The 23,245-nt window shown below is 58.1% G+C and carries 18 protein-coding genes and 1 pseudogene; 13 read left to right on the forward strand and 6 right to left on the reverse strand.

All coding sequences use genetic code 11. The features are described 5' to 3' along the window. Positions 1–359: 359 nt before the first annotated feature. Positions 360–1,811: a tyrosine-type recombinase/integrase gene (locus HDG34_RS35815; RefSeq protein ID WP_184067965.1), complete on the reverse strand. Its 1,452-nt coding sequence runs from the start codon at positions 1,809–1,811 to the stop codon at positions 360–362. A 32-nt stretch (positions 1,812–1,843) separates the two neighbouring features. Then, positions 1,844–2,740: a DNA-binding protein gene (locus HDG34_RS35820; RefSeq protein ID WP_184067968.1), complete on the reverse strand. Its 897-nt coding sequence runs from the start codon at positions 2,738–2,740 to the stop codon at positions 1,844–1,846. Positions 2,741–3,337: 597 nt separating this feature from the next. On the opposite strand from HDG34_RS35820, the gene HDG34_RS35825 reads away from it, so the two are divergent. From HDG34_RS35825 to HDG34_RS35855, 7 genes and pseudogenes are all read left to right on the forward strand, one after another. Then, complete coding sequence (locus HDG34_RS35825) at positions 3,338–4,147, forward strand: hypothetical protein (protein ID WP_184067971.1); 810 nt, start codon at positions 3,338–3,340, stop codon at positions 4,145–4,147. Between the two features lie 562 nt (positions 4,148–4,709). Continuing rightward, complete coding sequence (locus HDG34_RS35830; protein ID WP_184067975.1) at positions 4,710–7,181, forward strand: hypothetical protein; 2,472 nt, start codon at positions 4,710–4,712, stop codon at positions 7,179–7,181. 37 nt (positions 7,182–7,218) lie between these two features. Then, complete coding sequence (locus HDG34_RS35835; protein WP_184067978.1) at positions 7,219–8,829, forward strand: ATP-binding protein; 1,611 nt, start codon at positions 7,219–7,221, stop codon at positions 8,827–8,829. A 2-nt stretch (positions 8,830–8,831) separates the two neighbouring features. Then, on the forward strand, positions 8,832–10,232 hold the full coding sequence (locus HDG34_RS35840; protein WP_184067981.1) for a TnsD family Tn7-like transposition protein: 1,401 nt from the start codon (positions 8,832–8,834) through the stop codon (positions 10,230–10,232). Between the two features lie 11 nt (positions 10,233–10,243). Continuing rightward, positions 10,244–11,137 (forward strand): LysR substrate-binding domain-containing protein, encoded by an 894-nt coding sequence (locus tag HDG34_RS35845; RefSeq protein WP_184067984.1) that lies wholly within the window; start codon positions 10,244–10,246, stop codon positions 11,135–11,137. 128 nt (positions 11,138–11,265) lie between these two features. After that, positions 11,266–11,412, forward strand: a complete 147-nt coding sequence (locus tag HDG34_RS35850; RefSeq protein ID WP_184067987.1) for a hypothetical protein — start codon at positions 11,266–11,268, stop codon at positions 11,410–11,412. A 367-nt stretch (positions 11,413–11,779) separates the two neighbouring features. Next, positions 11,780–12,320 (forward strand): annotated as a pseudogene (locus tag HDG34_RS35855) (transposase); the annotation flags it as partial. 399 nt (positions 12,321–12,719) lie between these two features. On the opposite strand, the gene HDG34_RS35860 reads toward HDG34_RS35855, so the two are convergent. From HDG34_RS35860 to HDG34_RS35875, 4 genes are all read right to left on the reverse strand, one after another. Beyond that, complete coding sequence (locus HDG34_RS35860) at positions 12,720–13,625, reverse strand: helix-turn-helix domain-containing protein (RefSeq protein ID WP_311734916.1); 906 nt, start codon at positions 13,623–13,625, stop codon at positions 12,720–12,722. Between the two features lie 70 nt (positions 13,626–13,695). Then, a complete protein-coding gene (locus tag HDG34_RS35865) occupies positions 13,696–13,959 on the reverse strand; it encodes a hypothetical protein (RefSeq protein WP_184067993.1) in 264 nt (87 codons plus the stop codon). Between the two features lie 450 nt (positions 13,960–14,409). Beyond that, positions 14,410–14,625, reverse strand: a complete 216-nt coding sequence (locus HDG34_RS35870; RefSeq protein ID WP_184067996.1) for a hypothetical protein — start codon at positions 14,623–14,625, stop codon at positions 14,410–14,412. Positions 14,626–14,718: 93 nt separating this feature from the next. Further along, a complete protein-coding gene (locus tag HDG34_RS35875; protein WP_184068000.1) occupies positions 14,719–15,972 on the reverse strand; it encodes a glycosyltransferase WbuB in 1,254 nt (417 codons plus the stop codon). A gap of 595 nt (positions 15,973–16,567) precedes the next feature. Here HDG34_RS35875 and HDG34_RS35880 point away from each other — a divergent pair. The 6 genes from HDG34_RS35880 (at position 16,568) to HDG34_RS35905 (ending at position 23,231) form a co-directional block, all read left to right on the forward strand. After that, a complete protein-coding gene (locus tag HDG34_RS35880; protein WP_184068003.1) occupies positions 16,568–17,383 on the forward strand; it encodes an aldo/keto reductase in 816 nt (271 codons plus the stop codon). Next, entirely contained in the window at positions 17,373–18,923 is a 1,551-nt protein-coding gene (locus HDG34_RS35885; protein WP_184068006.1) for a GMC oxidoreductase, read from the forward strand. Before HDG34_RS35880 ends, HDG34_RS35885 begins: the two co-directional genes overlap by 11 nt. Before the next feature lie 66 nt (positions 18,924–18,989). Next, on the forward strand, positions 18,990–19,628 hold the full coding sequence (locus HDG34_RS35890; protein WP_221309367.1) for a putative colanic acid biosynthesis acetyltransferase: 639 nt from the start codon (positions 18,990–18,992) through the stop codon (positions 19,626–19,628). Beyond that, a complete protein-coding gene (locus HDG34_RS35895; protein WP_184068009.1) occupies positions 19,591–20,460 on the forward strand; it encodes a glycosyltransferase family 2 protein in 870 nt (289 codons plus the stop codon). Before HDG34_RS35890 ends, HDG34_RS35895 begins: the two co-directional genes overlap by 38 nt. A 50-nt stretch (positions 20,461–20,510) precedes the next feature. Further along, complete coding sequence (locus HDG34_RS35900) at positions 20,511–21,662, forward strand: glycosyltransferase (protein WP_221309368.1); 1,152 nt, start codon at positions 20,511–20,513, stop codon at positions 21,660–21,662. A 141-nt stretch (positions 21,663–21,803) separates the two neighbouring features. Next, positions 21,804–23,231 carry a lipopolysaccharide biosynthesis protein gene (locus HDG34_RS35905; RefSeq protein WP_184068015.1) on the forward strand — a complete coding sequence of 476 codons (1,428 nt, stop codon included), beginning with the start codon at positions 21,804–21,806 and terminating at the stop codon, positions 23,229–23,231. Positions 23,232–23,245: the final 14 nt, after the last annotated feature.

The following is a 23,245-nucleotide window of genomic DNA, read 5'->3' on the forward strand; positions in this document are numbered from 1 at the left end:
CCCAACAACAGCGGGCCGTAACCGCCCCCTGTTGTTGGCGCATTTATTCAACCTTGCGCCGCCATCTGGTGGCGCTTTTACACCGCCGCTAACAGTAATGTCAGACATGCGAGGATGCATACGAGAAAGTAGCTGCTGCGGCTCGCATTGGTGCAGCACGGATGTGAATTGCGTCGCAGCATTGGGGGTTGTGCCTTACACCGACCGACCTGATCTGCTGATCGCGCTTTTGGGGCTATTTGCCACGGGAGCACGTAACCACGAAAGCGATCTGCGCCCGCTGAATTCCGTGTTTTCACGGTGAAAAAAGGATGCGAGCGGTGCGTCCTGCCATTCCGCCCATCGCCACACTCGAGCGCTTAGGTGGACGCCGGCGGCAAGTGCAGCCTTTTCATGACCTTGCGCAGGTCGGACTGGTCGACCCGCGCATAGCTGGCCGTCTGGTTAACATTTGCATGACCCAAGAGCTCCTGCGCGACGGACAGCGTGACGCGCTCGTCGACGACCAGTACTTTTGCAAAAAAATGGCGCAACCAGTGTGTCGATGCGCGCTGCAGCGCGAGTTTGTCGGCGAGGTTTGCGTGCGCGTTCAAGGACAGGATGTCGAGGAAGGCGGCCTTGACTTCGCGGTACAGCCCGGAGGTACCGAGTTTGCCGCCTCGACGGCCATAGAAGAGCGAGGCATCATCGTCCGTTGACTGTTCAGGAGACAACCCGCGTGCGCGCCGATAGTGCTTCAGGAACGCAACACAATCGTCCGGTAAAGGGATCGAGCGTGGCTTTCGACCTTTGCCGAGAACGGTGAGCGTCCAGTCGCCGCACTCCACGCGCAAGCGCGGATAGCCGTCGCGTGAGGCCAGTTCGTCGAGCCGCACGCCGGTGAAGCGATATACCGCGAAAATCGTCGCCCTTCGCCACTGCTGTGGCGTCTTGGCCGTCGCCGAAAGTTGTGCGCGCAGCCAATCGTCACAGGCCCGGGCCGCGCCCGCAGGCAATATCCGCCCTGGATCAAATCCCTGTGTGTCACGATGGCCGCTGCGCAGATCGAATGCGGGATTCACCGTGAGGTAGCCGGTTTTCAGCAGATAGCTGAACAGGCTCTGGATCACGGACATCGCATGTTCCCGGCTTCCCTGCACGAGGGGCGTGTCGCGTGACAGATGTTCCTGATAGTCGAGCAGTACCTCCCTTGTCAGGTCGGAGAGCGGGCCGACACCGCGCGGCTCACACCACCTGATCAGGCGACGGATCTCGACTAGGTAGCTGCGCCGTGTATGGTTTGAAGCAGCCGTCCGGTCGCGGATGAAAGCTGCGACTGCTGATGCGTCATTGAGGGCCGACAGGGTATTGGTTGCAGCGTTGAGGTTGACGAACCGGCCGGCCGCCGCCAGCCAGGGTTCCTCGTCAATGCGGCGACGGTGGCCGGTGGCGCGCGTCTGTTCTCCGGGTACCCCGCGCGCGCGGTCGAGCGCGGCCGCCCCGGCCGGCTGGAAACGGGTGCGGTTGAGACGCAGCAGCCGTTCGATTACGCGCTCGGCGCTGGGCGCCTGTTCAAGAGGCAGGGTGACCACCTCGCCGTACTGCCAGAACTGCACCGCGCACTCCCCAACGATCAGCAGTTCGAAGACCTCCGGTAATGCGGCTTTGGCCTGCCGCATCGAGTCGAAGCGTGCCATCAGCCGTGCCGGTGTCCAGCGCGTGTAGACGGGCGTGCCTAGCGCCGACGACAGATAGTCGAGTGTCGCCTCGAGACTGTCTGGCAGCGGACGGGGCGGTCTGGCCTGCAGGTCAATCCAGTCTGAGAGTTTCATCGCGCACCTGCTATACGCCTGCTGTCGGCGTGCTATCCGTTGCGACGGTCGCGGCCGACGCCGGGGCCGCGCATAAGCGTGTTCGCCAGTCGGTCACGGTCCTGTGTGACCTCGTCGAGCAGACGTCGGGTATCCCGCAATGCCTGTTCGCGTCCCTTGCTCTGTTCATCAAGCGTGCGGCGCTGGGCATCGATCTCCGTAAGGAGCTTCCTCGACAGCCCCGCGTAGGCAACGCTATGCGCCTCGATCTGCTCACGATACTGGCGCTCCTCCTGCGTACGGCCGGCAACGCAGGTCGCCAGTTCCGCCGCGCTCGTCTCGATCTGCTGCCTGGCTTCGGTCAACTGGCGGTTCAACCCCTCGATCGTTGCGCGCAGTGCGCCGAGTGTTTCGTCGCGCCGGCTGAGGTCCTGTCGCGCGTCATCAAGAGCGGTGCGCAGGAGTTCCGTCTTCGCCACGGCGTTGTCCCGCTCGAGGTCGGCCGCCGCTATGGTCCGGTCGGCTTCAGCGCGCACCGCCGCCGCCTCGCCGCGCGCCACTTCAACAGCCTCACGCCAGAACGCGAATGCATGCGCCATGACGGCATCGGGTGTGTCGGGCGGCAGATGGCGGGCAGCGGACGCCTGTATGAACGCCGGCTCGTGATTCCTGATCTCGCGGTTGATCCAGGCCGGATCGCCACCGCCGAGCCTGGCGCGCACGGAACGCGCGGAGATCAATCGGCGGAAAAGGGCCGTGGTGACAGGCGCGCCACCGCTGCCATCGGCAAGAAGCTGCGCAATGGCCGCTTTGACATCCTCGGTGGAATTAAGTGGCTGACGTCCCATGAAACCCACTATCGGCGCAATTGCCGGGTTTGCGATGTTTTGCCAGTTTAATTGCGCAATGTCAGTAATTAAAGGGAATCTGGAAAAGAAATAAATAGACATCGCCTGATAATCGCACTAATCATGCATTCGCGACCGGAATTCTCTCCTCGTCGCGCGAGCCGGTGGCGGAGATCGTGTCCGTGCATGCCTCGATACCTCCGCCGATCGGGCTGGCGACCCTGTCACACAGTCGCCAAAGTGGAATGGATTTAATTTATTCTCAATCTGCTTAACTGATGGTCCGCAATGCACAAATTTGATGCTGCAATGCGGTATTGGATTTTCCATAACAGGAAAGCGCAATACATTTTGTTATTAATTTTAAATCGCGGGTCGTATATTTTCATGTGATCGACGGGGAAATGCGCCGGATATGGCGACGCGGGAATGCCATTTATTCGCCGCTGACGTGGCGACGGTGCAGTCGGCGACTTCACTGCCCGATCGTCCCCGTCGCGCAGGTCCGGCGGGCGGTCATACGTGGCTAGCCTGTGGCAACGCAACGTTCCCTTTCGACCACCAGTGCCATATAAAGCAGACGGGTCGTGCGCGCGCAGCCGAACGCGCAGTTCGTTTGCTGATCGCGACCTGGGCCGCCGCCAGCGGCGGTGATGGATGTTGGCGCAACGGTGCGGGGGGGGGGTCATGGAAGCGACCTTGTCCGAGAAGCTGGTCGCACGCTACGCAAGGGAGCGGCGTGGCGAGGGAAGCGGCGCGTCTTACGTGCCGGGGCTCACACAGCGGCAGATCGCGCGCGGCGTGGGCCGCATGCACCGCTTCTGCTGCACGCGCTGCGGTGGCCGCCAGATCATTCTTGGGTCCGACGCGGAACTCGCGACCTTTCTCGTCGCGCACTGGAATCCCGATACGTGCGACCTGAACGAATATTTTCCTCTGTCCGATCCCGCTGAAACGGAGTTGATCGCATCACAGCTCGGAATCGCGCATCCGCGCATGCGCGACGGCAGCCCGTCCATGTTGCGTACCGGCCTGATGGCGTTGCGCAAGACAGGTGATGGCTATGCGTGGATCGCCCTCGACACGCTCGCATGCCAGCTGGCCCCGGCTCGTCCTGCGCCCGACGCGATGCGGATCGTCGGTGAGTACTGGCGCCGGCGTGGCGTCAGCTGGCAGCTGAACCGCTCGAGCGGGTTCAACGACTGCCGGGTGCGTAACCTCTGGCAGTTGTACCCGCACAGTGAATACGTGTTGACGGCCAGTCCGAACGCTGATGACCAGGTGCAGCATGATGCGCTGCTGGCCGAACTCCGGCGGTGCCGGTATCGCAGCCTGCGTGAGGCGTGTCATGCGGCAGCCCGGGCGACGGGCAGACCACCGGGCGATGGCGTGCGCGCCGCGCTGCAGCTGCTTGCCACCCGCAGGATTGTGGGCCGTATCGACCTGCCAGACCTGCTGCTCCAGCCGCTCAGTGGACTGAAAGTCACCCGGGCCGCGCGATGCGGCTGAACCCTCCCACGGAGCACGCCATGGATAATCGCTTCCACCGCGTCAGCCGAACCGTGCCGGGCGTACCGTTCCGGCATGGGACTATCGGACCATCTTGCCGCGTTAGCCCCAGCACTGTCTACGCGTCTTGCCGGCAGGATCAGCGGTGCGGTACGGTCGTCGCGCAGAACAACCAGAACAGACATCGGTCGACTCCCCGGCCGACCAGTCCGTGTGGCGACAACAGCCGCCCGTCCGCACTCCTGAACAGTCTGATGGCGCGCGTGCGCGGGCGGTCTCGCACGACCAGAGACCGGACGCTGAAAATGGGACAAGTCAACTGGGCTGTCAGGGCCATTCTGGATATCCAGCATTGTTTTCGACGAATGTCAGGCGGAGCGGCCCAGGATGCCGGTCATTCCGCTCATTCCGGACCATCGCCGCCTTGAGCGGCGCGCCGCTCCAGATGTTTTCGTGCGGGTCGCCGTCGACGTGCGAAGGTGCCACGACGTTGTGATGTGTGAGTGCGGTCGGGCGCGAACCCCGGGCCGCTGCTGCTGGGTGATCGTTCCGGGACCGCGCCATGGCTGACCGCGCCCACAGCTTCAGGGCAGTCGCGCTGAACGATCTGTTCGAGGAGGCGGCGACCGGAAAACTGTATCGCGTGGTCGACACAGGCGGCGGCCTGCTCGAAACGGTGCTGTGTGACGTGCGCAGCGATCGCACCGAAACGATTTGTCTGCTGACGTGGGAGCTATGCCGGCGCGCGGCACCCGACTATGCAGGTGCGGACAGATTTGTCGAAGTTGAGCGCAAGGATGATCCGTACGATGCGTTCAGGAAAATCCAGTGTGACACTCAAGGACATGCGCGGCAGAGCGACGAAAACTGGCGACACATACACTCGCTGCTTCAGGACCCTGACTTTCGTAGAACACTGTTTTATGGGCCACAGCGCAAGCTCATCCTGGTGCAGCACGCCAAAGACAACGACATAAGCCTCACGACGATGCGCAGACTGCATCGATGGTATTTGCAGCGGGGCATGTGTCCGGCGGCGGTAACCAGCAACCTGTTCCGGTGCGGTCGGAAGGTCCAGTTGACCAGCTTCCGGGGCGATGAACCACCCGAGCGCCGCGAGCGCACGTATGCGAAGCGACCCGGTCGCAAGCCATTTCATCCCGACCAAAACGCATGCCCGTCTGCGCTCCTGCGGTGCCTGTTTGAGCAATACACCGATCTGTACCTGACCTGTAAGGAAGGTCCCTGGCAGGTCGATATCCCGCCTGAACTGATGGAGGAGATCAGGCGTTCAAAACCGGACGTGAAACTCTTCGGGGCCCGTAAGCGCAGTCATAAAGCGCGCGGTGGTGCCGGCTCTGAGAAGGCGAGGCGTAAACGCTCCCGTTCCGTCGGCAACGCGGGAAGCCGCAAGCAGATCACCATGGAGATGTGCGTCGACCACCTGAACTATGTCTGTCGCTGCACCCATCAGGTCCGGGACGCAACGGGCCAGACCGTCGATCTCGAGCTTGCGCCGTTTGGAGAGGTGACGGTCCGGCAGTTCCAACATCATTATCTGACCAATGTGCCTCTGCCCGTCCGTATCAGGCGCAAGGTAGGCCAGCGCCGGTACGAACTCGTTTGCCGGCCAAAGCGGGGCCATGCACTACAGCACTCGAAGGGGCCGGGCACACAGTACCTGATTGATGCGACAGTTGCGGACGTCTACGTGGTCTCGCGGTTCAGCCGCACGGTTGTCGTGGGGCGCCCGACGATATACCTGTGCATGGATCTGTTTAGCAGAATGATCGTGGGATTTCACGTGACACTCGAGCCGCCAAGCTTTGAGGGCGTCGCGCTGGTGCTTGAAAGTATCGTGACGCCGAAGGTCGAACTATGTGCACGCTATGGGATCGCGATCACGCCCGCTCAGTGGTCATGTGAAGGACTACCAAGCAATGGCTGTCTGGCAGATCGCGGCGGTGACTACATGAAGGCGAAGCCATGGCAGGTAGTCAACAAGGATCTGAGGGTTCCGATCAGCAATACGCGTGCGCGTGATCCGACGATGCGGGGACTGTCCGAAAGACGTTTCGGGTCAGTCCCATGTCATTTTCAGCGCGCGGCTTTCGGGGTGGTGGAAAAAGACGTGGCGACGCGATGTGCGCCGCGGTACGCGTGGGACGCGGTGCACACCGTGACGGAAATAACGAAAAAACTGATCCGGGCAATACTGCGTCATAACGATACGCCGATCACCCATGGTGGCGCGATCCCTGACGCCGTGTTCGAAGGGGAGGCCGACACGCCGATCAACCGCTGGAACTGGGGTCTTGAGAATTTGGGCGGAAGCCTGATAAGCCGATCTGTTGACGAAGTGCGACTCGCCACCTGGCCACACGATGTCGCAAAGCCGACCGACAAGGGGCTGTCATGGAACGGTGCGTATTACACATCGCCCTACATCGAGTCGACACTGATCCACGTGTGGCGCAAGCATGGCAAGGACGACGTACCCATCCAGTACCACCCCGACAGCATGTCCACACTTTTATTCAGAGGCGAGGAAGGCTACCCGCAGTATGCCGTTCAGAACGGCACCAATTCAATATGCCCGGGCGATGCGTCGCTTAAGGAATGGAACCTGTATCGGTGGCGGACCCGGCGTAACAACGCTGCGAAAAGGCGCGCTGCACAGCCTCAACGCATCATGGACCAACTCAACAACGCCGAGGAGGGCCGGGTTGCCAAGCGCGAGCAGCGAAAGGCGCTCAGCAATGCTGGGCTTCGTCATCCGAAGACCAAAGATATGCGCGATGCGCGGGCTGCTGAAGTGGCGATCGAAAAGGCGGCGCGGGGATTTGGCGTCTTCGCGTCGAAGCATCGCGAACATCATTCCCGGTCTGATAATAATATCAGTAATGCAAATACAAATATGAAATCCACGGAAGACGGTCACGATGCGAGGCATGTCATGCGTCGCCGAACGCTGGAGAGGCTCTACCGCGCAGGAAATGAGTCTGCGGCGGACAAGGCGGATGCAAAGCAGTGACATCCTATTTCATTTTATTTAGTATAACAGAGGATATATGAAATCATGGGGCGAAAGCCATGACGGAAAAATCTCGTTATCCGTCATTGATGACTATGTTTTCCGAAAGCTTAATCCGTGTGTCGTGGCGGTCTACCATGATGGCCAACTGGAGCTGGAGGAAAATTCCAGCAATCCGGCGATCCTGGCCCTTCCCCCTGTCATGCCGAGAGACGGCGTGATCGCCGCCATGAAAGAGGCGTTTGCGGTACCGCACATGGACACATGGCGACAGTGGCCTCTGGAGCGCAAAATCCTGGGTATCGAACATGTGCTGCAGGTGCTGGTTACCTGTCCGGAGCATCTTGAGCTGTATGACTGGATGCATGTCGCGTTACGACATCGATATCGGGATGCAGTTCCGACCGCTTCTCTTGCGCCACTGATGCAGAAGAACTACGAAGCATCGCAGGCGCTCCAGCCGACGGTGATCCGGCATCCAGGGAAGTCCCACTCCCGATGCCACTCGATCATCGGCCTCTCAGGTGCCGGCAAAACCACGCTGATGGCGATGGTGTTGAGCATGTTCCCGATGATGATCGAGCATCAGGAGTTCGCGGATCTGCCGGCACATTTTGTACAGGTTACGTGGCTGGTGGTATCTTGCCCGTCAACAGGAAGTGTTCAAACCCTGATGGAGCTCATTCTGCAGTGGTTTGATCTCCATCTCGGGACGCACTACCAGGATGAGATGCCTGCAAACTCGAAAATCGGACGCTACATCAAAAAGGTTCACGATGCTCTGAAAAGACACATGGTTGGAGTCCTAATTATAGACGAGTTCCAGTTTGCTCTCAAGGCAGCGAAAAAGACAGGGATGGTCGATTTCCTGACGAATTTTTTCAATGAAGACTGCTGCGCGTATGTATTGATCAGTACGCCGGAGGCGAGGCGTTTCCTGCACACCATGATCATGCGCAACACCAGGCGGACAATAAGCGGTGGCAAGACGGAGCTGTCGCCATACCGATACGGCCGCGAGTGGCGCCGGTTCGTCGATGAGCTTGTGCGTATTGACTTCCTGCCGTGTGCGCCGGCTGATATCAGATCTGTCCGGAAGGCGTTGTATGAAGTCAGCGCAGGCTTGCCCTCTTTTGCGAAACTGGCGTGGGAAATCACGCAGTACGTGGGGCTGCGGGCTGAGTTTCAGGCAGTCACGCCAGAGCTGGTCCGCGAGAGTGTGGCCGATACGTTCTCGCCGGTTAGCGGGCTGCTCGAAGCACTGCGTCATCGGGACTACGTGAAGCTCGTGGAATTCGAAGACATGGCGATCGATCAGGTGGAAAAGGTCAAGGCGGTGCTCGAGCGGCGGTTCGCTCGTCACGATCTCGAAGCGGGGGATCGGTCTGTCGAAGTTGGAAAGGTGTTTGCGCTTTGCGTTGCGATGCTCATTGACCTCGGAACGCCGGCTGTTGAGGCGGAGACCGAAATCAGGGGAATCCTCCAAAAGCATCCTGAATGGACGACTCAGGAAGTGCTGAAGGAGGCGCTCCTTGATGGTTGTGCGCGCGGGAAGGTTCCTGCACCACACACCAAAGCAGCGCACGCGGCGGCGAAGAGCACGAGGGCGCAGAGGGGAGTGGCGCAAAACCGGATGCGTGCAGCGTAGCCATGGCAGTCTTTCTGGAGTATCCCCTTCCGGACGAGGTTCTGATCAGCGTGGTAGCTTATTATGTTCAGCACGACGAGGTAAGCAATGTAACCGCGTTTTGCCGACGGCTGTTTGGGGAAGGTGCTGGACTCGGGATGCCGGTAGCGATTGTTACTAACCTCCGGCATCTCGAAGATGAAACCCGGCAGTCGTGGGGAATGACTGCCGAGGAGATCCGTGACCGCCTGACGCTGTTTCCGTATTACGCGGCTTTCTGGCCTAGGGAAAAAGTTGACTACGTTACCGCCTTGTGCCTTCAGATGCCGGAGCAAAGGAGGTCTGAGCATGTGCCTCCGCGGTGGAGCGCGAATGCGCTGCACACGGGCGTCTACCGGCTTGGTATCAGGTTTTGCCCCACTTGCTGGTGCGAGGATGATGCGAAGGGGGGGCGCCGTTACTGGAGGCGGGCGCATCAGTTGCCGGGCGTGGTGACCTGCCATGTTCACGGCTGCACTTTGAGCACTATCGGTACAGGCGCGAAGGGGATGTTCTCTAGGCGACAGCCTTGCGTGGGTACATTCCTGGATGTTCCGGGCACCCCTTTTCAGCATGCCGCACGACGCGAGGTAGCTGTCCTTTCTGCGGCTGTTCTAAACGAAGGCGCCGCCGCGCTCCAGCTCGCAAATTATCGCGCGCGGCTGGACTGCCTGCGGTTATTGGGTTATGGCGCAAACAACCGCCATCTCCTGGACGAAACCCGGCTTGTTCGCGATGTCGTACATACCTTCGGCAAGAGCTATCTGGAGCTTGTCCGACTCTTTCCCAAGGAGCCGCGCAGCTGGATTCATGACTCCACATACAGTAACCGGGGGCGGGAAAGAGTAGGCAATCTGACCACCATTCTGATGGATGTGTTCCTGTCCGGTGTTCTGCGCCGCGTGAAAGATTCACCCGGTCCAATCTGCCCGTCAGCAGAGAGTGCGAACGATCCGCGCCACCGTCTCGTGATACGTGATGCGCCTGACGGTGGCTTTCACTGTTTTTGCTCCTGTGGATACTCCTTTGTTTTCGAGGAGGATGCTCAGAGATACAACCGGCGGCTTCAACCCACGTCCGCTGGGCCGGATTATGCGCGCGCGGCGGCACTGTTGGACGACAAGGGATGGCCGCGCGAACGGATCGCGCGTGTCTTTGGTGTGAGCGAGGAAAACCTCGCGCACTGGATGCGATTCCAGGCCGAAGCCAGTGGCAGGAAATTGTGTCTAGCAAGGGCGAGACTCATGGTCCAGTGGATTGAGCTTGTCTATCGCTGCGGAGCAGCCGATCGGGCGCCAGCTGAAGACATTCGGCTGTGGCGATTGGTCCAGAAACTCTGGGACGTCTTGCCGCAGAGCTTGACACCGCTCGATTGCCGCGACTAGTGGAGACACCTATGCAAGACTTTCCGCCGTTGCAATGCGTGCACACGTTCGAAGTGCTAGCGAGATTGATGAGCTATCATCTGGCGATCAAGGAACTTGACATTGGTCGCGTAGAAATCAACAGTCAGATACAGTTGTTAGAGCGCGAACTGAGTGTCCGTCTCTTTGAGAGGGCTCAACCGCTCACGCTGACACCGGACGGGCAGCGGTTTTTCAAAGTCGCCACCGTGGCTTTCGACGCTTTCCGGAAGGCCATGATCGAATTCAGGGAGAGCCAGTCCGCGTGGCGCCTGCAAATCCGCGCGGCTGTGACATTCTCAAATTGCTGGTTGGCGCCCAAACTGACCGAATTCCACGCAGGTAATCCCGCTGTTCAGGTTGTCCTCGATGCGCACGCCGATCACGTGGGGCTACCCGGCGTTTCGGTTGACGCAGAGATATGTTTTGCTCCCTCTGCGAGGACGGATCTGTGCTGCGACAAGATCTTCCGGAACCTCGTCACCCCGGTATGTGCTCCAGCGTACCTGGTCTCCCATCCAGCACTAACGCACGGCGAAGCAGCGACACTTCGCGACTGCACGTTGCTACGTACTTTGACTAGGCCGACGGACTGGCCCGACTGGTTGCGCGCCGCAGGAATAAGCGATTTCAATCTGACCAACACGTTGACGTATGAAAGCTCTCTCGTTGCTCTTCGGGCGGCGAAGCGGGGGCACGGGATCGCGATTGTTACGCTTGCAATGGTGGCCCGGGAACTTAGCGTCGGGGAACTCGTTGCACCATGTGCGTTGACGCTCGACAAAGGCGACGCCGCTTACTATCTGACGTATTCCCCGAGCAAGTTGACGATGCCTGGATTCGCCGCTTTTCGTGACTGGCTGTTGTCGCAGCAGCGTTGTACCTGACTGCTTCGCGCTGCCGCTGTCGAAGCCTCAGTTGTTGCGTTGGTCGAAATTCGAATCGTGGCCCACCTTCCTGTGACGCGCGCATCCAGCGGCGTGAGCATACCGCCGCACTTGCACAGGTAATGAAAATGGACAAGCAAAAACGCAATGCCGAAGCGCTGCGCCTAGCTGGCGAAGAGCTCGGTATCGACCCGCCGAGTGCGGAAGACGAAGCGGCTGTTCTGCTGCTGGATCGAGCAGCAGAACATCTACGGGAGTCGAACATTCCCGTCTAAGGGCTGGTTGGGAGGGGCCGTCGCGGCATAACGCGACGCGCCCACGGAACCCGGCTCCCTGAAGTCGCCGATTCAGCCATCAAGGCGATATCGAACAAGAACCGTGATCAGCTTCTCATCGAGTAGACAGATCATTGGTTCATCAGAGCAGATCGCCTCTTGATGGCGCCCCATTTAACGTTATCGCGCGCGCACCCGCCCTATATGGGAAGTGCAGGGTTTTGTGCTCAGGATGGAGTCGCTTGTCGATGATGGGACTGGAAGTGCAGACTTATCGTCGCCTTTCGCAACGGCCCTGCGTCTTGCAAGACCTTGCGCACGGGATATTCAGGTTCAGGCTTATTTGCACGCCCACAATAGGCATCGAATGCAGCAGGCAATGCTGGCGCTGCATCGCATGCGCGAGCAACTTGTGAAGTTCCGGACCATGCAAATCAACGGCTTGCGCGGACGGCTAACCGAGTACGGCGAAGTTACGGCTAAAGGACGGGCGTCGATTGACAAGGCGATACCCGAGACTCTTGTCCGGGTTGCTGACCGCGACCGCGGCGGTTGCGATGATAGGCGACGCGAAGGCGTTTCGATCGGGGCAGGAGTTTGCCGCGCGGGCGGGACTGGTGCCGAAGCAGACCGGTTCGGGTGGCAAGGTAAACCTTCACGGCGTAAGTAAGCGCGGCGACACATATTTGCGAACGCTGCTAATCCACGGTGCACGCAGTGTGTTGATAAATGCGAAAGAATCAGGCGCGTGGGTCGAGCAGCTGAAAAAGCGGCGGCATCCGAACGTGGTGATTGTCGCACTGGCAAACAGAATGGCGCGGACGATCTGGGCGGTACTAGCCAATGATCGTCCGTGCCAGAAGGGATACGTGAGCATACATCCAGCGGAAGTGGGAAACGTCTCGTAAGAAATTGACTCTGTTGAAGTGGAGCGACGAAGGTTGCGTTGGGAATCGAGAGTGATGGCAACACAGGTCGGACCGTGATTCGCTAAACCTGAATGGCTCCAAGCGCTCCGAACTCGTGACAAAAATGAGGTGCGGGTCAGCGGATTCCATAGTGGCCCGCAGCGGAAGAACCAGCTGCAGCAAGGCCGGATATACAGCTGCAACCCATCCTGTCCGTCTACGCACAAGAGAGCTTGCTCAAACGGGAGACGTTCATATACAAACTACTATCGGCAACTTGAAACAACGGTCGCCGAACTCGCATTAACTCAAACCAACCAGCCTCCACGATTCCCGGGGCGGTTCACCGGTGCGCTTGACGTGAATCCACACTTGCGCATCTGGATTGCTGTTCGTACGTCAACTCTTTCGTCGACTCTGCGTCCGGAACTCAGTAGGCGACATCGAGAGCTCTTTACGGAAAAGCTTCGACAGTCTCTCTCCGTTGCTAAGACCGGTTCTACGAGCGATCTTGTCCACCGGAAGATCGCTGTTGGCGAGCAGCTTGCACGTAAGATCGAGCCGCGCACCAAGAAGGTACTTTGAAGGCGTAACACCGAGCTCCCGTTTGAACAGACGCAGGAAATTGCGCTCACTCATCGAAGACGTGCGCGCCGCATCGCCCACCGATATGGGCTTCGCGCAATTCTGGACGATCCAACGCGCCGACGCACGTGCTTTCTCGGCGAGCGTCTTTGCATCCATCTCTTCGAACGCGGGGGCCAATGTACGCCCGCCATCCGAACCGAGACGGTCCGCCACGCGCGCGGCCAACTCCGCTCCCAGATCCATCTTGAGCAGTGCGAGCGAGGTCACCAAAGCCTGATCGCGATCATGCTCCGCGGCGCTCGCGGATAACGATCGGAGACGGATATCATGCTTCACCGAAGGCCAATCGCACCGCGCCACGCCGGCAGCCGACAAAACCATGTGCCCATTCCCGATCGCGGTGACACGGACGCCTCTTGCACAAACCAGTCGCAACAGATCAATGAGGTTGTCGTCGACGGAGGCGTGCGCGACACCACTTCCGCTGGGAACGAAGAGGTTGTCGAGACGATCGAAATCGCGCGTGGAAAAATGCTCTGTCCAAACCACCATCGATGACGAGCACGCAACCGCTCCACCACCAGCTGAGATGAGGTTCACGCGATATGTCACGGAATGATTCGAACTTTGCGATTGTAATTCATTAGCGACATGCAGAGCTTCGGCGAGCGTACCGGCGTCCAGCAACGAAAATCCGTCATACAAAATAATCGCCACGTGCTTCACGATTGTCGAACACTGAACAGACCGAATGTCCTGTCTCGGACAATCAAGCGGTGCTAGCGCGTCAGATAAGATTGGCGTCATGCGGCCTCCAGTTCGGCAGGTTTCTATTCGTCACACGGAAAAAAGACAGGATTCCCATGTGGTGTCGGACTTCGATTCTCTCGTTTTCAGATTTATCCTTGCCGTTTTTAATCGACAAGGTTTCTGGCGAGAAAAATACGTTGCCGAAGAGCGGTGGTGCAAGCCCGGCATCCAGATCGCGGCGCGCGATAAAAACGACTGTCAGCAGAAAATGCAGCGGCCTTGCCTCAATGTCGAGATGCAAGGTGTCCGCTTCAAAATAGCGGAGGCGTCACTGCAATATGGGCAGCAACCCGGTAATCAGAAAGAAAATAGTAACAACAAGCATCGACTTCTCGTTTCGTATAACGATATCGGGAGTCTGCGCCTAATGCGAATCGGCGAGGTTCCCATATATCGGTATTCCTGGTTCAAGCGTATTCTTCATATAGTAGACTTTGAAGATAAACTGGCGAGATAATGAGAAGTTGTGCCACGTAAATATCGTTACACGCCATAACTTACCGCGTGAAAAAAAATCCCACCAATTACTTTCAACCTTTATCGGCCGGACAGGGCTAAGTTTTGACTTAATGAAACTACGGCGCGTTCAACTGGCCGCATACCTTGGTGAATTAGTAGGGAAGGTCTGCAAAAGTCCAGGTGTTGACGTCTGGGTGGACGAAAAGCGCTGCAAGGCGAAGCCGCTTCAGATCTAGTCCCGGCTAATACATCTGATTGAATCATCCATGCCCATGGCTTCACCGAGTCTCGTGACCGCAACCATACAAATCCGGTCTCCGGCCTCTTCGAGCGTGATGGTCTGTTCTTTGTAGGCCAGTGCGATCGCCTCCACTGCACGCATAAAGAACTCCGACTCCTCATCCGTCCAGTCCACGGGAAGGTCAGCACTAAGCCATTCTGAATTCATCCCTGCCTCCTTAGGATACCTTGTGAGGTCCACGAAGCAAGCTGGATCTCGCTCATTTGCGCTAGCACCGGATCCGAAGACTGTTAAGTGGGCCTACGTCGTCGCGCGGTCTCCGAGGTCTCGTTTGCCGAGAACTGAGCTGCGAAGCCGTGCCTCAAACTGGAGGAGAATCGTTTCTTTCGAGAAATTGGATGCGGCGTATTGCCGTCCGAGGGTGCCAAGGCGCTCACGAAGCGACGGGTCGTCGGCGAGACGAAGGATGGCGTGTGACAATGCCGTGAAAGAGCCGGGCTCGACTGCGACGCCGACCGAGTTGATGACGCTCCATAACTCGGTACCTTCATTCGCAGTCGCAATTACCGGTCGGCTGCTCGACAGCATTGGGCCAAGCTTCGAAGGCATGACGAGATCCGCGGCGCCCGCAACCTGTGGAAGGACGTGTATGTCCGCAAGCGATAGCAATTCATTGAACCGCTCTTTAGGTTGCAGCCCGAGAAACTTGACGTTCGGTACGTCACGGGCCTTTTCGAGCAGGACATCTTTTGCTGGTCCAGCGCCACAGATCAGGAACATGATGTCCGCGCGCCACGTGAGAAGCTTTGCAGCGTCGACAATGATTTCCAGACCTTGCTTAAGTCCGAGATTGCCTGAGTAGAGGACGACCAGCGCTCCGTGGCCGATGGTGAGCTGCGCGCGATAGGGGTTGTCCGTGCTGTTTGGATGCGCGTGTTGAGTATCGACCCAGTTGGGAAAGGTGAAAGCTTTTTCCGAGGAGACCCCCTTCTGCACGGCGAGCCGTGTCATCGCTGCGGAGGGTGTCGAGACGACGTCGGCGCGTGACATCAACCATCTTTCCACGCGCAAAGCCAGCTTTCTTGCGACATGGCCTTTCAGTATGCCCAGTCGAAACGCTGCGTCGACTTCGTAGTCCTGTACATGAAGCCAACATGAGGCGCTGGCGACGCGGGCGGCGAACAACGCGACGGGAGACGCGAACAAAGGTGGCTCTACGAGCCACACGGCGTGCGGACGCCACGCGATCTGCCACAGAGCGGCCGGACTCGCGAAAACCGCGAAGCTCATCAGATGTAGCACGCGCTTCAGACCCGACGGGCGCTTGGGGCACCAGAAGGGAACGCGTATGACGGAAACGTTGTTGATTTGCTCAGTCGAGTACGTCAACGCGTTATAGCCAGCCTTGATGCGCCACTCAGGATAGTATGGAGACGCGGTTATCACGCGTATCGTGTGCCCCTGTAATGCGAGCCACTCCGCAAGCTCCGCGGAGTACTTTCCCACCCCTGTCACCTCTGGGGCATAGTTGAGCGAGATTATCAGCACTTTCATTGAGTAATCCACATCTTGGGAAAAAGAAGATCAAGTCTGCGTTGGGCACGGGAACGTACGACCCATGCGTTCGGACTCTGATGGAGGCTATCGTGTCAAAGCTGCGCGTTCGCCTTCTTGATTCGAAGATCGCAGATATCAAATTGCCCGGTCGGACAAATGCTTGTCGTGCCTCGCCTAGATGGGCTTCGCCAGCGAGGACATATGATCGCAAGTCGTGTGGGCGCAGGAGGCCTGGTGCCGGTCTCTTGCCACTCGCGGTGGGCGAAAGCCGACAACTTCTTGCCAATTTCCGTCTTGACCGGGGGCATCAGGGCGCGGCGCTTATATTCCTTTCACCGTCGACGAGATTCAAGTTCGCCACATGCGATCGCGTGAACACGCTGTGCTAACCCATAGTGCTCGGTATACAGCGGCTTTGACGGAGAGCTCGTACAACCATGCCATGGATACTGACACGGTTAATCTGGCGGACTACGCACAGACCTTACTAAGGAACTGACGTCTTATCGCCGCGGTAACGCTGATCGTCGGTGAACATTCTCGTCATTCAATTCAAGGCGCGGGCTTGACGAGCATTTAGCGGGAGCTAATCGTGCAAAGCGTTCAGTTGACCGGGACTCCCATCGTACTTTCGAGATTCATATTCGGCACCGCCAGTCTTTTCAACAGTGGCTCCGAAAAAGCAAGGCGACGACTATTATTCTCTGCGGTGGACGCCGGGTTCACCCATTTCGACACAGCCCCCTACTATGGCTTTGGCTTGGCCGAGCGCGATCTTGGCCACGTTCTCAAAGCACGACCGGAGGTCACTGTCACCACCAAAGTCGGTATCTATTCGCCCGGCGGCGAGGAGCAAAGCGGGGCCGCTGTTTTTGTTCGAAAGGCGACAGGGCGCTTCATAAAGACCATCTCGGGTCCAACGGTGGATTTCTCAGTCGCCCGGGCGAAGAGAACACTCGAGGGCAGTTTGCGTCGTCTGAAGCGTGACTCTATCGACATCTACGCGCTGCACGAGCCTGAACTTTCCCTGCTCAATACTGATGAATGGTTGAAATGGCTCGAGAGTCTCCTACGTGACGGAACGGTCCGTACTTTCGGCCTCGCGCTAACTACGGATAAGGTCGAACCGTTCCTCGCTGCCGGCTCCGAACTGACCCGTTTCATTCAGGTCCACGACAGTCTCACCGGTCGCGAGGCTGACGTACTGACCTGCTACCGCAAGCCCTTCCAGATCACTTATGGTTATGTCTCCGCGTCCCGCAAGGAGGGGTCGCCGCTGTCCGTGACAGAGGTTCTGCGTCGGGCACTACTTCGCAATACCAATGGCGCAATCATCGTGAGCACGAAGCAGTTGGCCAGGCTGCAGCAATATGCCCGGCTCGTGGAGGAAACGGCCGATGCTCAATGACCTGGGCGGGCAGGGCGCGATTTCGCGGGCAGCCGATTTCATAGTCATCGGCGCGGGAACCGTCGGCCTACCGATCAGCGTACTACTGGCGCGTAAGACAGGCGCAACCGTCATCTGCCTGGAAACCGGCGGATTGCGCCAGGAAGAGGACACGCATCCGCTCAATGAAGTCGTCCAGCAGGGGATGTTCTACAAGGGTGCCTCGCACGGACGTTTCCGATGCCTGGGCGGTACCTCGATGCGATGGGGCGGTGCCCTCATTCCCTTCCAAAACTCTGATCTCTGCAATGCCCACTGGCCGATCTCACTCGATGAACTAACCCCTTTCATCGGTGACGTCGAGCGGCTATTCTCCCTGGAACCGGGCCCGTATTCCGACGTCTCCTTTCCGTTCGAACTCGGTGGGACCCATGTCAATCGTCTCGCCAAGTGGCCAGAATTCCGGAAGCGCAATGTAGCGGCGTTGTTGGACGCTGACGTCGCTGCGGCAGCCAACCTTCAGGTCTGGTTGAATGCCCATGTCGTCAAAATCAAAACTCAGACTGAAGGCGTCCGACTGGAAGCGGTATCGCCAAATGGTGACAGGCTAGCTATTTCGGGGAGGAAGCTCATCGTCGCCGCTGGCGCAATCGAAACAACCCGTCTGGCATTGCTAATCGACCGTCAGAACAATGGAGCCGTCTCCGCCCTTACGTCTGCGCTCGGTCATAACTTCACGGATCATATTTCCGCAGAAGTAGCGGAAATCGTCGCCTCCGAAAGCGCTTTGCTAAATAAGATTGTCGGCTTTCGATTCGGCGCCGCCGGTTCAATGCGCAATATTCGTTTCGAGCTAGCGCCACAAGCGGAGGCGCGGCGGCATCTGCCGCCAGGTTTCTGCCACATCGGGTTCGAGGTTGAGAAACCCGGTGGCTTTGATGTGCTACGGGAGATATTCCGGAATGTACAGCGTCGTAAGTCACCGCCGCCACGAGTAATCTTCGATTTGATTGCGAATACCCCCTGGCTTGCGCGCGCCATGTGGTGGAGGCTCGTGAACAAACGTCTACTGTTTCCCGCCCACTCGCGCCTGATTGTCCATGCGGTGGTTGAGCAGCTTCCATCTCCCAACAATCGTATCACTCTCAGCGATACGTGCTGCGACCGCTTCGGCTTGCCACTCGCTGAGATCAACTGGAGGTTGTCCACGGAAGACAAAGAAAACGTAATCGAGACATCGGAACTATTTGAAAGAACTTGGAGAACGAGCAAATTCGCCTCGCTTGGCATATGGAAATCGATCGAGCCAGAGCAAATCTGGGCCAACATCGATAACGCAGAGGGCATTTTCCATCCCACAGGTTCGACTCGCATGGGTGCTTGCCCCGCCGATGGCGTGGTGGACAAAAACCTCAACCTCTTCGGTGTCGCGAATGTCCAGCTGCTTGCCACATCAGTCTTGCCGACGGGAGGTGGGGCGAATCCGACTATGATGCTCCTGCTGCTGGGGATGCGATGTGTCAATCAGCACGCTGCCGGCAGCACCCCGCCAAAAGCTTGATGCTTTCCGCCAACCGCGGGTATTGAGCCGTGTGGACGCTACGATGGTCCGTTGAGAGAGGAGTCTATGCCTAAAGATGCAATCAACCGGGAAGGCGTTCGTCCGAGCATAATCCTGAAAGGCGTGAATTCGAGACAGGGACCTTCATTTTCGTTGTCGAACAGATTTCTGAGGGTTCTTTGGGGCGTCATCTACATCGTTTTCTTCGTGCCGACGCCGCGTGTCTTTCATGCGTGGCGTCGCTGGATTCTGCGACTATTCGGGGCCACTATAGGCGCAGGTGTTCACGTCTATCCGCGTGTGCGCATCTGGGCGCCATGGAATCTTTCGATCGGCGACTTTACAGGCGTTGCCAATGGAGTGAACTTGTATTCCATCGAACGCATCACGTTAGGTGAGCGTTGCACGATATCGCAGGGCGCGCAGCTCTGTACAGGAAGTCACGACTACAACCATCCGACGTTTCAGCTAACTGCAAAGCCGATTATTGTGGGATCGGACGCGTGGGTGTGCTCTGAAGTCTTCGTTTGCCCTGGCATTCATATCGCGCCGGGAGCGGTTGTAGGCGCGCGATCAGTGGTAACGCGGAGTCTGCTGGATGAGTGGACTGTGTATGCCGGCATGCCAGCAAGGAAGATTTCTCTTAGAGTCAAGCACGGAGAGCCCAATGAGCAAAGTGTCTGTACTAGTGCTGACGAAGAATGAAGAACAGGATTTGCCTGGTTGTCTTGAGACCGTCATCGGGTGGTCCGACGACATCCACGTATTTGATTCGCTCAGCACAGACGGGACCGTCGCGTACGCTCGCTCGGTATGCGCGAACGTGATCTCCAGACCATTCGACGACTGGTCCACTCACCAGAACTGGGGATTGAAAAACATCCCATTCAAGCACGAATGGGTGCTGTATCTGGATGCCGACGAGCGCGTTCCCCCATTGCTCGTACCGGAGATTGAAACGGCGGTCTCGAACGCCGGCGATGCGGTGGCGTTTCAGATTAGACGCCGCGACTTCTTCAATGACAGGTGGCTCAGGCACGTGCAGGCTTCACCGTACTTCGTTCGGCTTTTCAGGCCCCAGCATATCCACTATGAACGGCTCGTCAATCCCGTCACCGTGGTGGATGGCAAGACTGGCCGGCTCGACGGCTATCTCGATCACTTCCCTTTCAGCAAGGGGCTATCGCACTGGCTTTCACGGCATAACGCCTACAGTTCGCTGGAAGCAGATCAGTTCCTTCGCAATAAGGCGAACGGCAACAAGTTCAGCCTTTCCAAGGCGCTGTTTGCGGCCGATTTCCAGACTCGCCGCTATCATCAAAAGCGCCTGTTCTACCAACTTCCATGCCGCCCGGTGATCAAGTTCGTTCTACTTTACTTGGTTCGTCGAGGCTTCCTCGACGGACACCCGGGCTTGGTGTATGCGACGCTGCAGTCGGTCTATGAGTACTTCATCGTTCTGAAAGTCAGGGAGAAGATGAGGGCGGCGAGAACGCAAGTCGATCGCCCTACGTTAAGCGAAGAATTGAAGAGTTGAACCGCGCATGCGCGTTATGATGAATGTCAGTGTCAGCCGGAGATCCCGCCTTGAGAACCCTTCACATTATCTCGTCAATCGAGCGAAGATATGGTGGTCCTGCTGAGGCGCTCAAACGGCTCGCGACGGAGCTCCGGCTTTCCGGACACACTACCGACATTGTCTGTCTTGACTCATCTATTGATGCTGACAAATCGGACGACAATGCTTTCGATCTGGTTGTCAGGCTAGGCCACCACGCTGGCAAATACGCGCTCAACTTCAGGCTTGTTGGGTGGCTGACACAGCATGCGAACCGGTACGATGCAATTATCGTAGACGGCATATGGCAGTTCCACAGCGCGGCGGCCGTTCTCTCGCTTCTTCCGAAAAAGATCCCATATTTCGTGATGCCGCACGGCATGCTCGATCCATGGTTCAACATCGGCCGCCCGTTGAAACATGCCAAGAAGTTAGTCTATTGGATATTTGTGGAGCGTCATGTCATCAGCAATGCGAAGGGGGTTCTCTTCACCACCGACAGTGAGCGCGAACTGGCGCGCTTGGCGTTTCCGCTGTACAGGGCGAAGGAGCTGATGATGATGATTGGCACGGCACCGCCACCTTCGACGGAAACGTTGGACGTTGCACAGCGGCATTCGCTAGCGACGCCGGGCAAGATTATCCTCTTTCTCGGGCGAATTCACGAGAAGAAGGGCTGCGACTTGCTAATCCAGTCGTTTCGCGATCTCCAGAACTTGAGCACCGACTATCGCCTCGTCGTCGCAGGCCCCGATGATCATGGACTCGGAGCGAGATTGCGTCGCGAGGCCGTGCGGCTCGGCATCGCGGATCGTGTCAGCTGGCCTGGCATGGTAACGGGGGCGCACAAGTGGTCCCTGCTGCGCGCTGCCGACGTCATGGTTTTGCCCTCGCATCAGGAAAACTTCGGCGTGGTGGTGGCCGAAGCACTAGCGTGCGGCGTGCCGGTGCTCTTGACCGACAAGGTCGGAATCTGGCAAGAGGTCGTTGCCGATGGAGCCGGGTTCGTGGACGACGACACGCGAGAGGGTATCACCCGCCTTCTGACGCAATGGGCAATGCTGCCGGACGACGAGAAGGTTGCGATGCAATGTTCGGCAAAGCAGTGTTTCAACAATCGGTTTCATATCTCCAGAGTCGCGCAGAACTATATCGCGTTGATGGGCAAGCAGGTAGCGTAAGCATTTCTGCTTTAACACACGCGTGCAGGATGGCTGTCGCAGGAAGTTGAGTTCGTCAGCGCGATTTTACGCTCAACCGTTGCTGCCCCTTCCAGGACATCTCATTCGCGGAAGAGCAGCGTCAGAGGATCACACGCTCCAATGCCGCTTGCAGATAATTTTTTCGTGCGCGCACCGGTCTCCATCCTGCGGCTCTGTTTTCGTCGCTTGCCGTTTGGTATCGGAGCCTCGGAAGGGCGCGACAGGGATCGCTATGTGCGCGCCGCGCGTTCCGCTGCATGCAATGCGGTGAGTGCCGCGATGGGCTTTGCGGTAGTGCTGCTCTCGGTCTCTTTGACGCTTCCGTATCTCGGGCAAGAGCGCTTTGGCATCTGGATGACAATATCAAGCCTCGCAGTGATGTTGTCGGTGCTTGACCTTGGCGTGGCGAATGGCCTCGTCAACCTGGTTGCGGACGCGAAAACGAGCGGTGATCAAGAGAAACTGCAGACGATTGCGACTCGCGGCGTACTGCTGCTCGTGGTGATCGGCGCAGCCGCTGGGGCTGTGCTCGTTGGTGCCGTGAGGTTGCTGGACTTCCAAAGGCTGCTCAAGATCGAATCGGCAGACGTCACAAGAGAAGCGGTGGAGTCAACCGTGGTTTTCGTCACGCTGTTTTGCGTGAACATCCCACTAAGCGGCGTGAGAAAGGTTTTTTATGGTCTTCAGCGAGCATGGGAGCCACATATCGCTGCTGCGATCGGATACTTTTTCTCGCTACCGCTTCTTTATCTCTGCAACCGCTATCGCGCACCGTTGCCGTATCTCGTGCTTTCTACCTATGGCATGCAGGTCGGCACGACGTTGATTCTCGTTTGGCGTCTTCGCCGGGAGCGGATTTTTCGCGTTCATCGCGGCATATGGCTGGGAACGGGGTGGCAAGACTCGAGGCTGCTACTGCGGACGAGCGGCATGTTCCTTATTCTTCAACTTGGCATGATATGCGGCAGCGCATGCGATCCCCTGATCGTTTCAAACATTCTCGGCGCGAAGGAAGTGGCGAGACTGGCCGTTGCGCAGCGGTTGTTCCAGGCGATCACCGTCGGGATGGCCATGCTGTCGGGGCCGCTCTGGGGTCTCTATGCCGACGCACACTCGCGCGGTGAGAAGATGTTCATCAGGCACACGCTGAAGGTGTCCATGGGCGTCACGGGCGGCATCGCGGTGCTGACAAGCGCGCTGATTCTGGCGGCTTCCCCCTGGCTTCTGAAGGTTTGGACGGGCAATCACCTGGCTGTACCTTTCCCATTGCTGTGCGCGGCGGGGATGCTGGCGGTGGTCGAAGCAATGGGAAACGCTTTCACCATCTTTCTGAATGGAATGAGCGAATTACGCCCCCAGTTGCTTGCCGTGCTGATCTTTAGCGCGGTATCCATTCCGCTCAAGGTATGTCTGCTCTTGAAGTTCGGCACAGTGGAATGGGTGGTCTGGTCCTCCATCATTGCGAGCATCATCGCCGACTATGGCGTCTATATCGGCCTCTGCAGGAAGCAGATTCTTGCGCACGCGTCGCTCGGTCCGCTTTCGTGACTCTCACACCCACC

It is taken from the genome of Paraburkholderia sp. HC6.4b (assembly GCF_014200875.1).
In the GTDB taxonomy this organism is placed as follows: domain Bacteria; phylum Pseudomonadota; class Gammaproteobacteria; order Burkholderiales; family Burkholderiaceae; genus Paraburkholderia; species Paraburkholderia tuberum.

Bases quoted from the DNA above. Each gene is read 5' to 3' on its own strand.
- HDG34_RS35870 (WP_184067996.1), bottom strand. From the start codon at position 14,625: ATGAATTCAGAATGGCTTAGTGCTGACCTTCCCGTGGACTGGACGGAT.
- HDG34_RS35895 (WP_184068009.1), top strand. From the start codon at position 19,591: ATGAGCAAAGTGTCTGTACTAGTGCTGACGAAGAATGAAGAACAGGAT.
- HDG34_RS35890 (WP_221309367.1), top strand. From the start codon at position 18,990: ATGCCTAAAGATGCAATCAACCGGGAAGGCGTTCGTCCGAGCATAATC.
- HDG34_RS35885 (WP_184068006.1), top strand. From the start codon at position 17,373: ATGCTCAATGACCTGGGCGGGCAGGGCGCGATTTCGCGGGCAGCCGAT.
- HDG34_RS35875 (WP_184068000.1), bottom strand. From the start codon at position 15,972: ATGAAAGTGCTGATAATCTCGCTCAACTATGCCCCAGAGGTGACAGGG.
- HDG34_RS35820 (WP_184067968.1), bottom strand. From the start codon at position 2,740: ATGTCTATTTATTTCTTTTCCAGATTCCCTTTAATTACTGACATTGCG.
- HDG34_RS35840 (WP_184067981.1), top strand. From the start codon at position 8,832: ATGGCAGTCTTTCTGGAGTATCCCCTTCCGGACGAGGTTCTGATCAGC.
- HDG34_RS35830 (WP_184067975.1), top strand. From the start codon at position 4,710: ATGGCTGACCGCGCCCACAGCTTCAGGGCAGTCGCGCTGAACGATCTG.
- HDG34_RS35905 (WP_184068015.1), top strand. From the start codon at position 21,804: ATGCCGCTTGCAGATAATTTTTTCGTGCGCGCACCGGTCTCCATCCTG.
- HDG34_RS35850 (WP_184067987.1), top strand. From the start codon at position 11,266: ATGGACAAGCAAAAACGCAATGCCGAAGCGCTGCGCCTAGCTGGCGAA.
- HDG34_RS35845 (WP_184067984.1), top strand. From the start codon at position 10,244: ATGCAAGACTTTCCGCCGTTGCAATGCGTGCACACGTTCGAAGTGCTA.
- HDG34_RS35835 (WP_184067978.1), top strand. From the start codon at position 7,219: ATGAAATCATGGGGCGAAAGCCATGACGGAAAAATCTCGTTATCCGTC.
- HDG34_RS35815 (WP_184067965.1), bottom strand. From the start codon at position 1,811: ATGAAACTCTCAGACTGGATTGACCTGCAGGCCAGACCGCCCCGTCCG.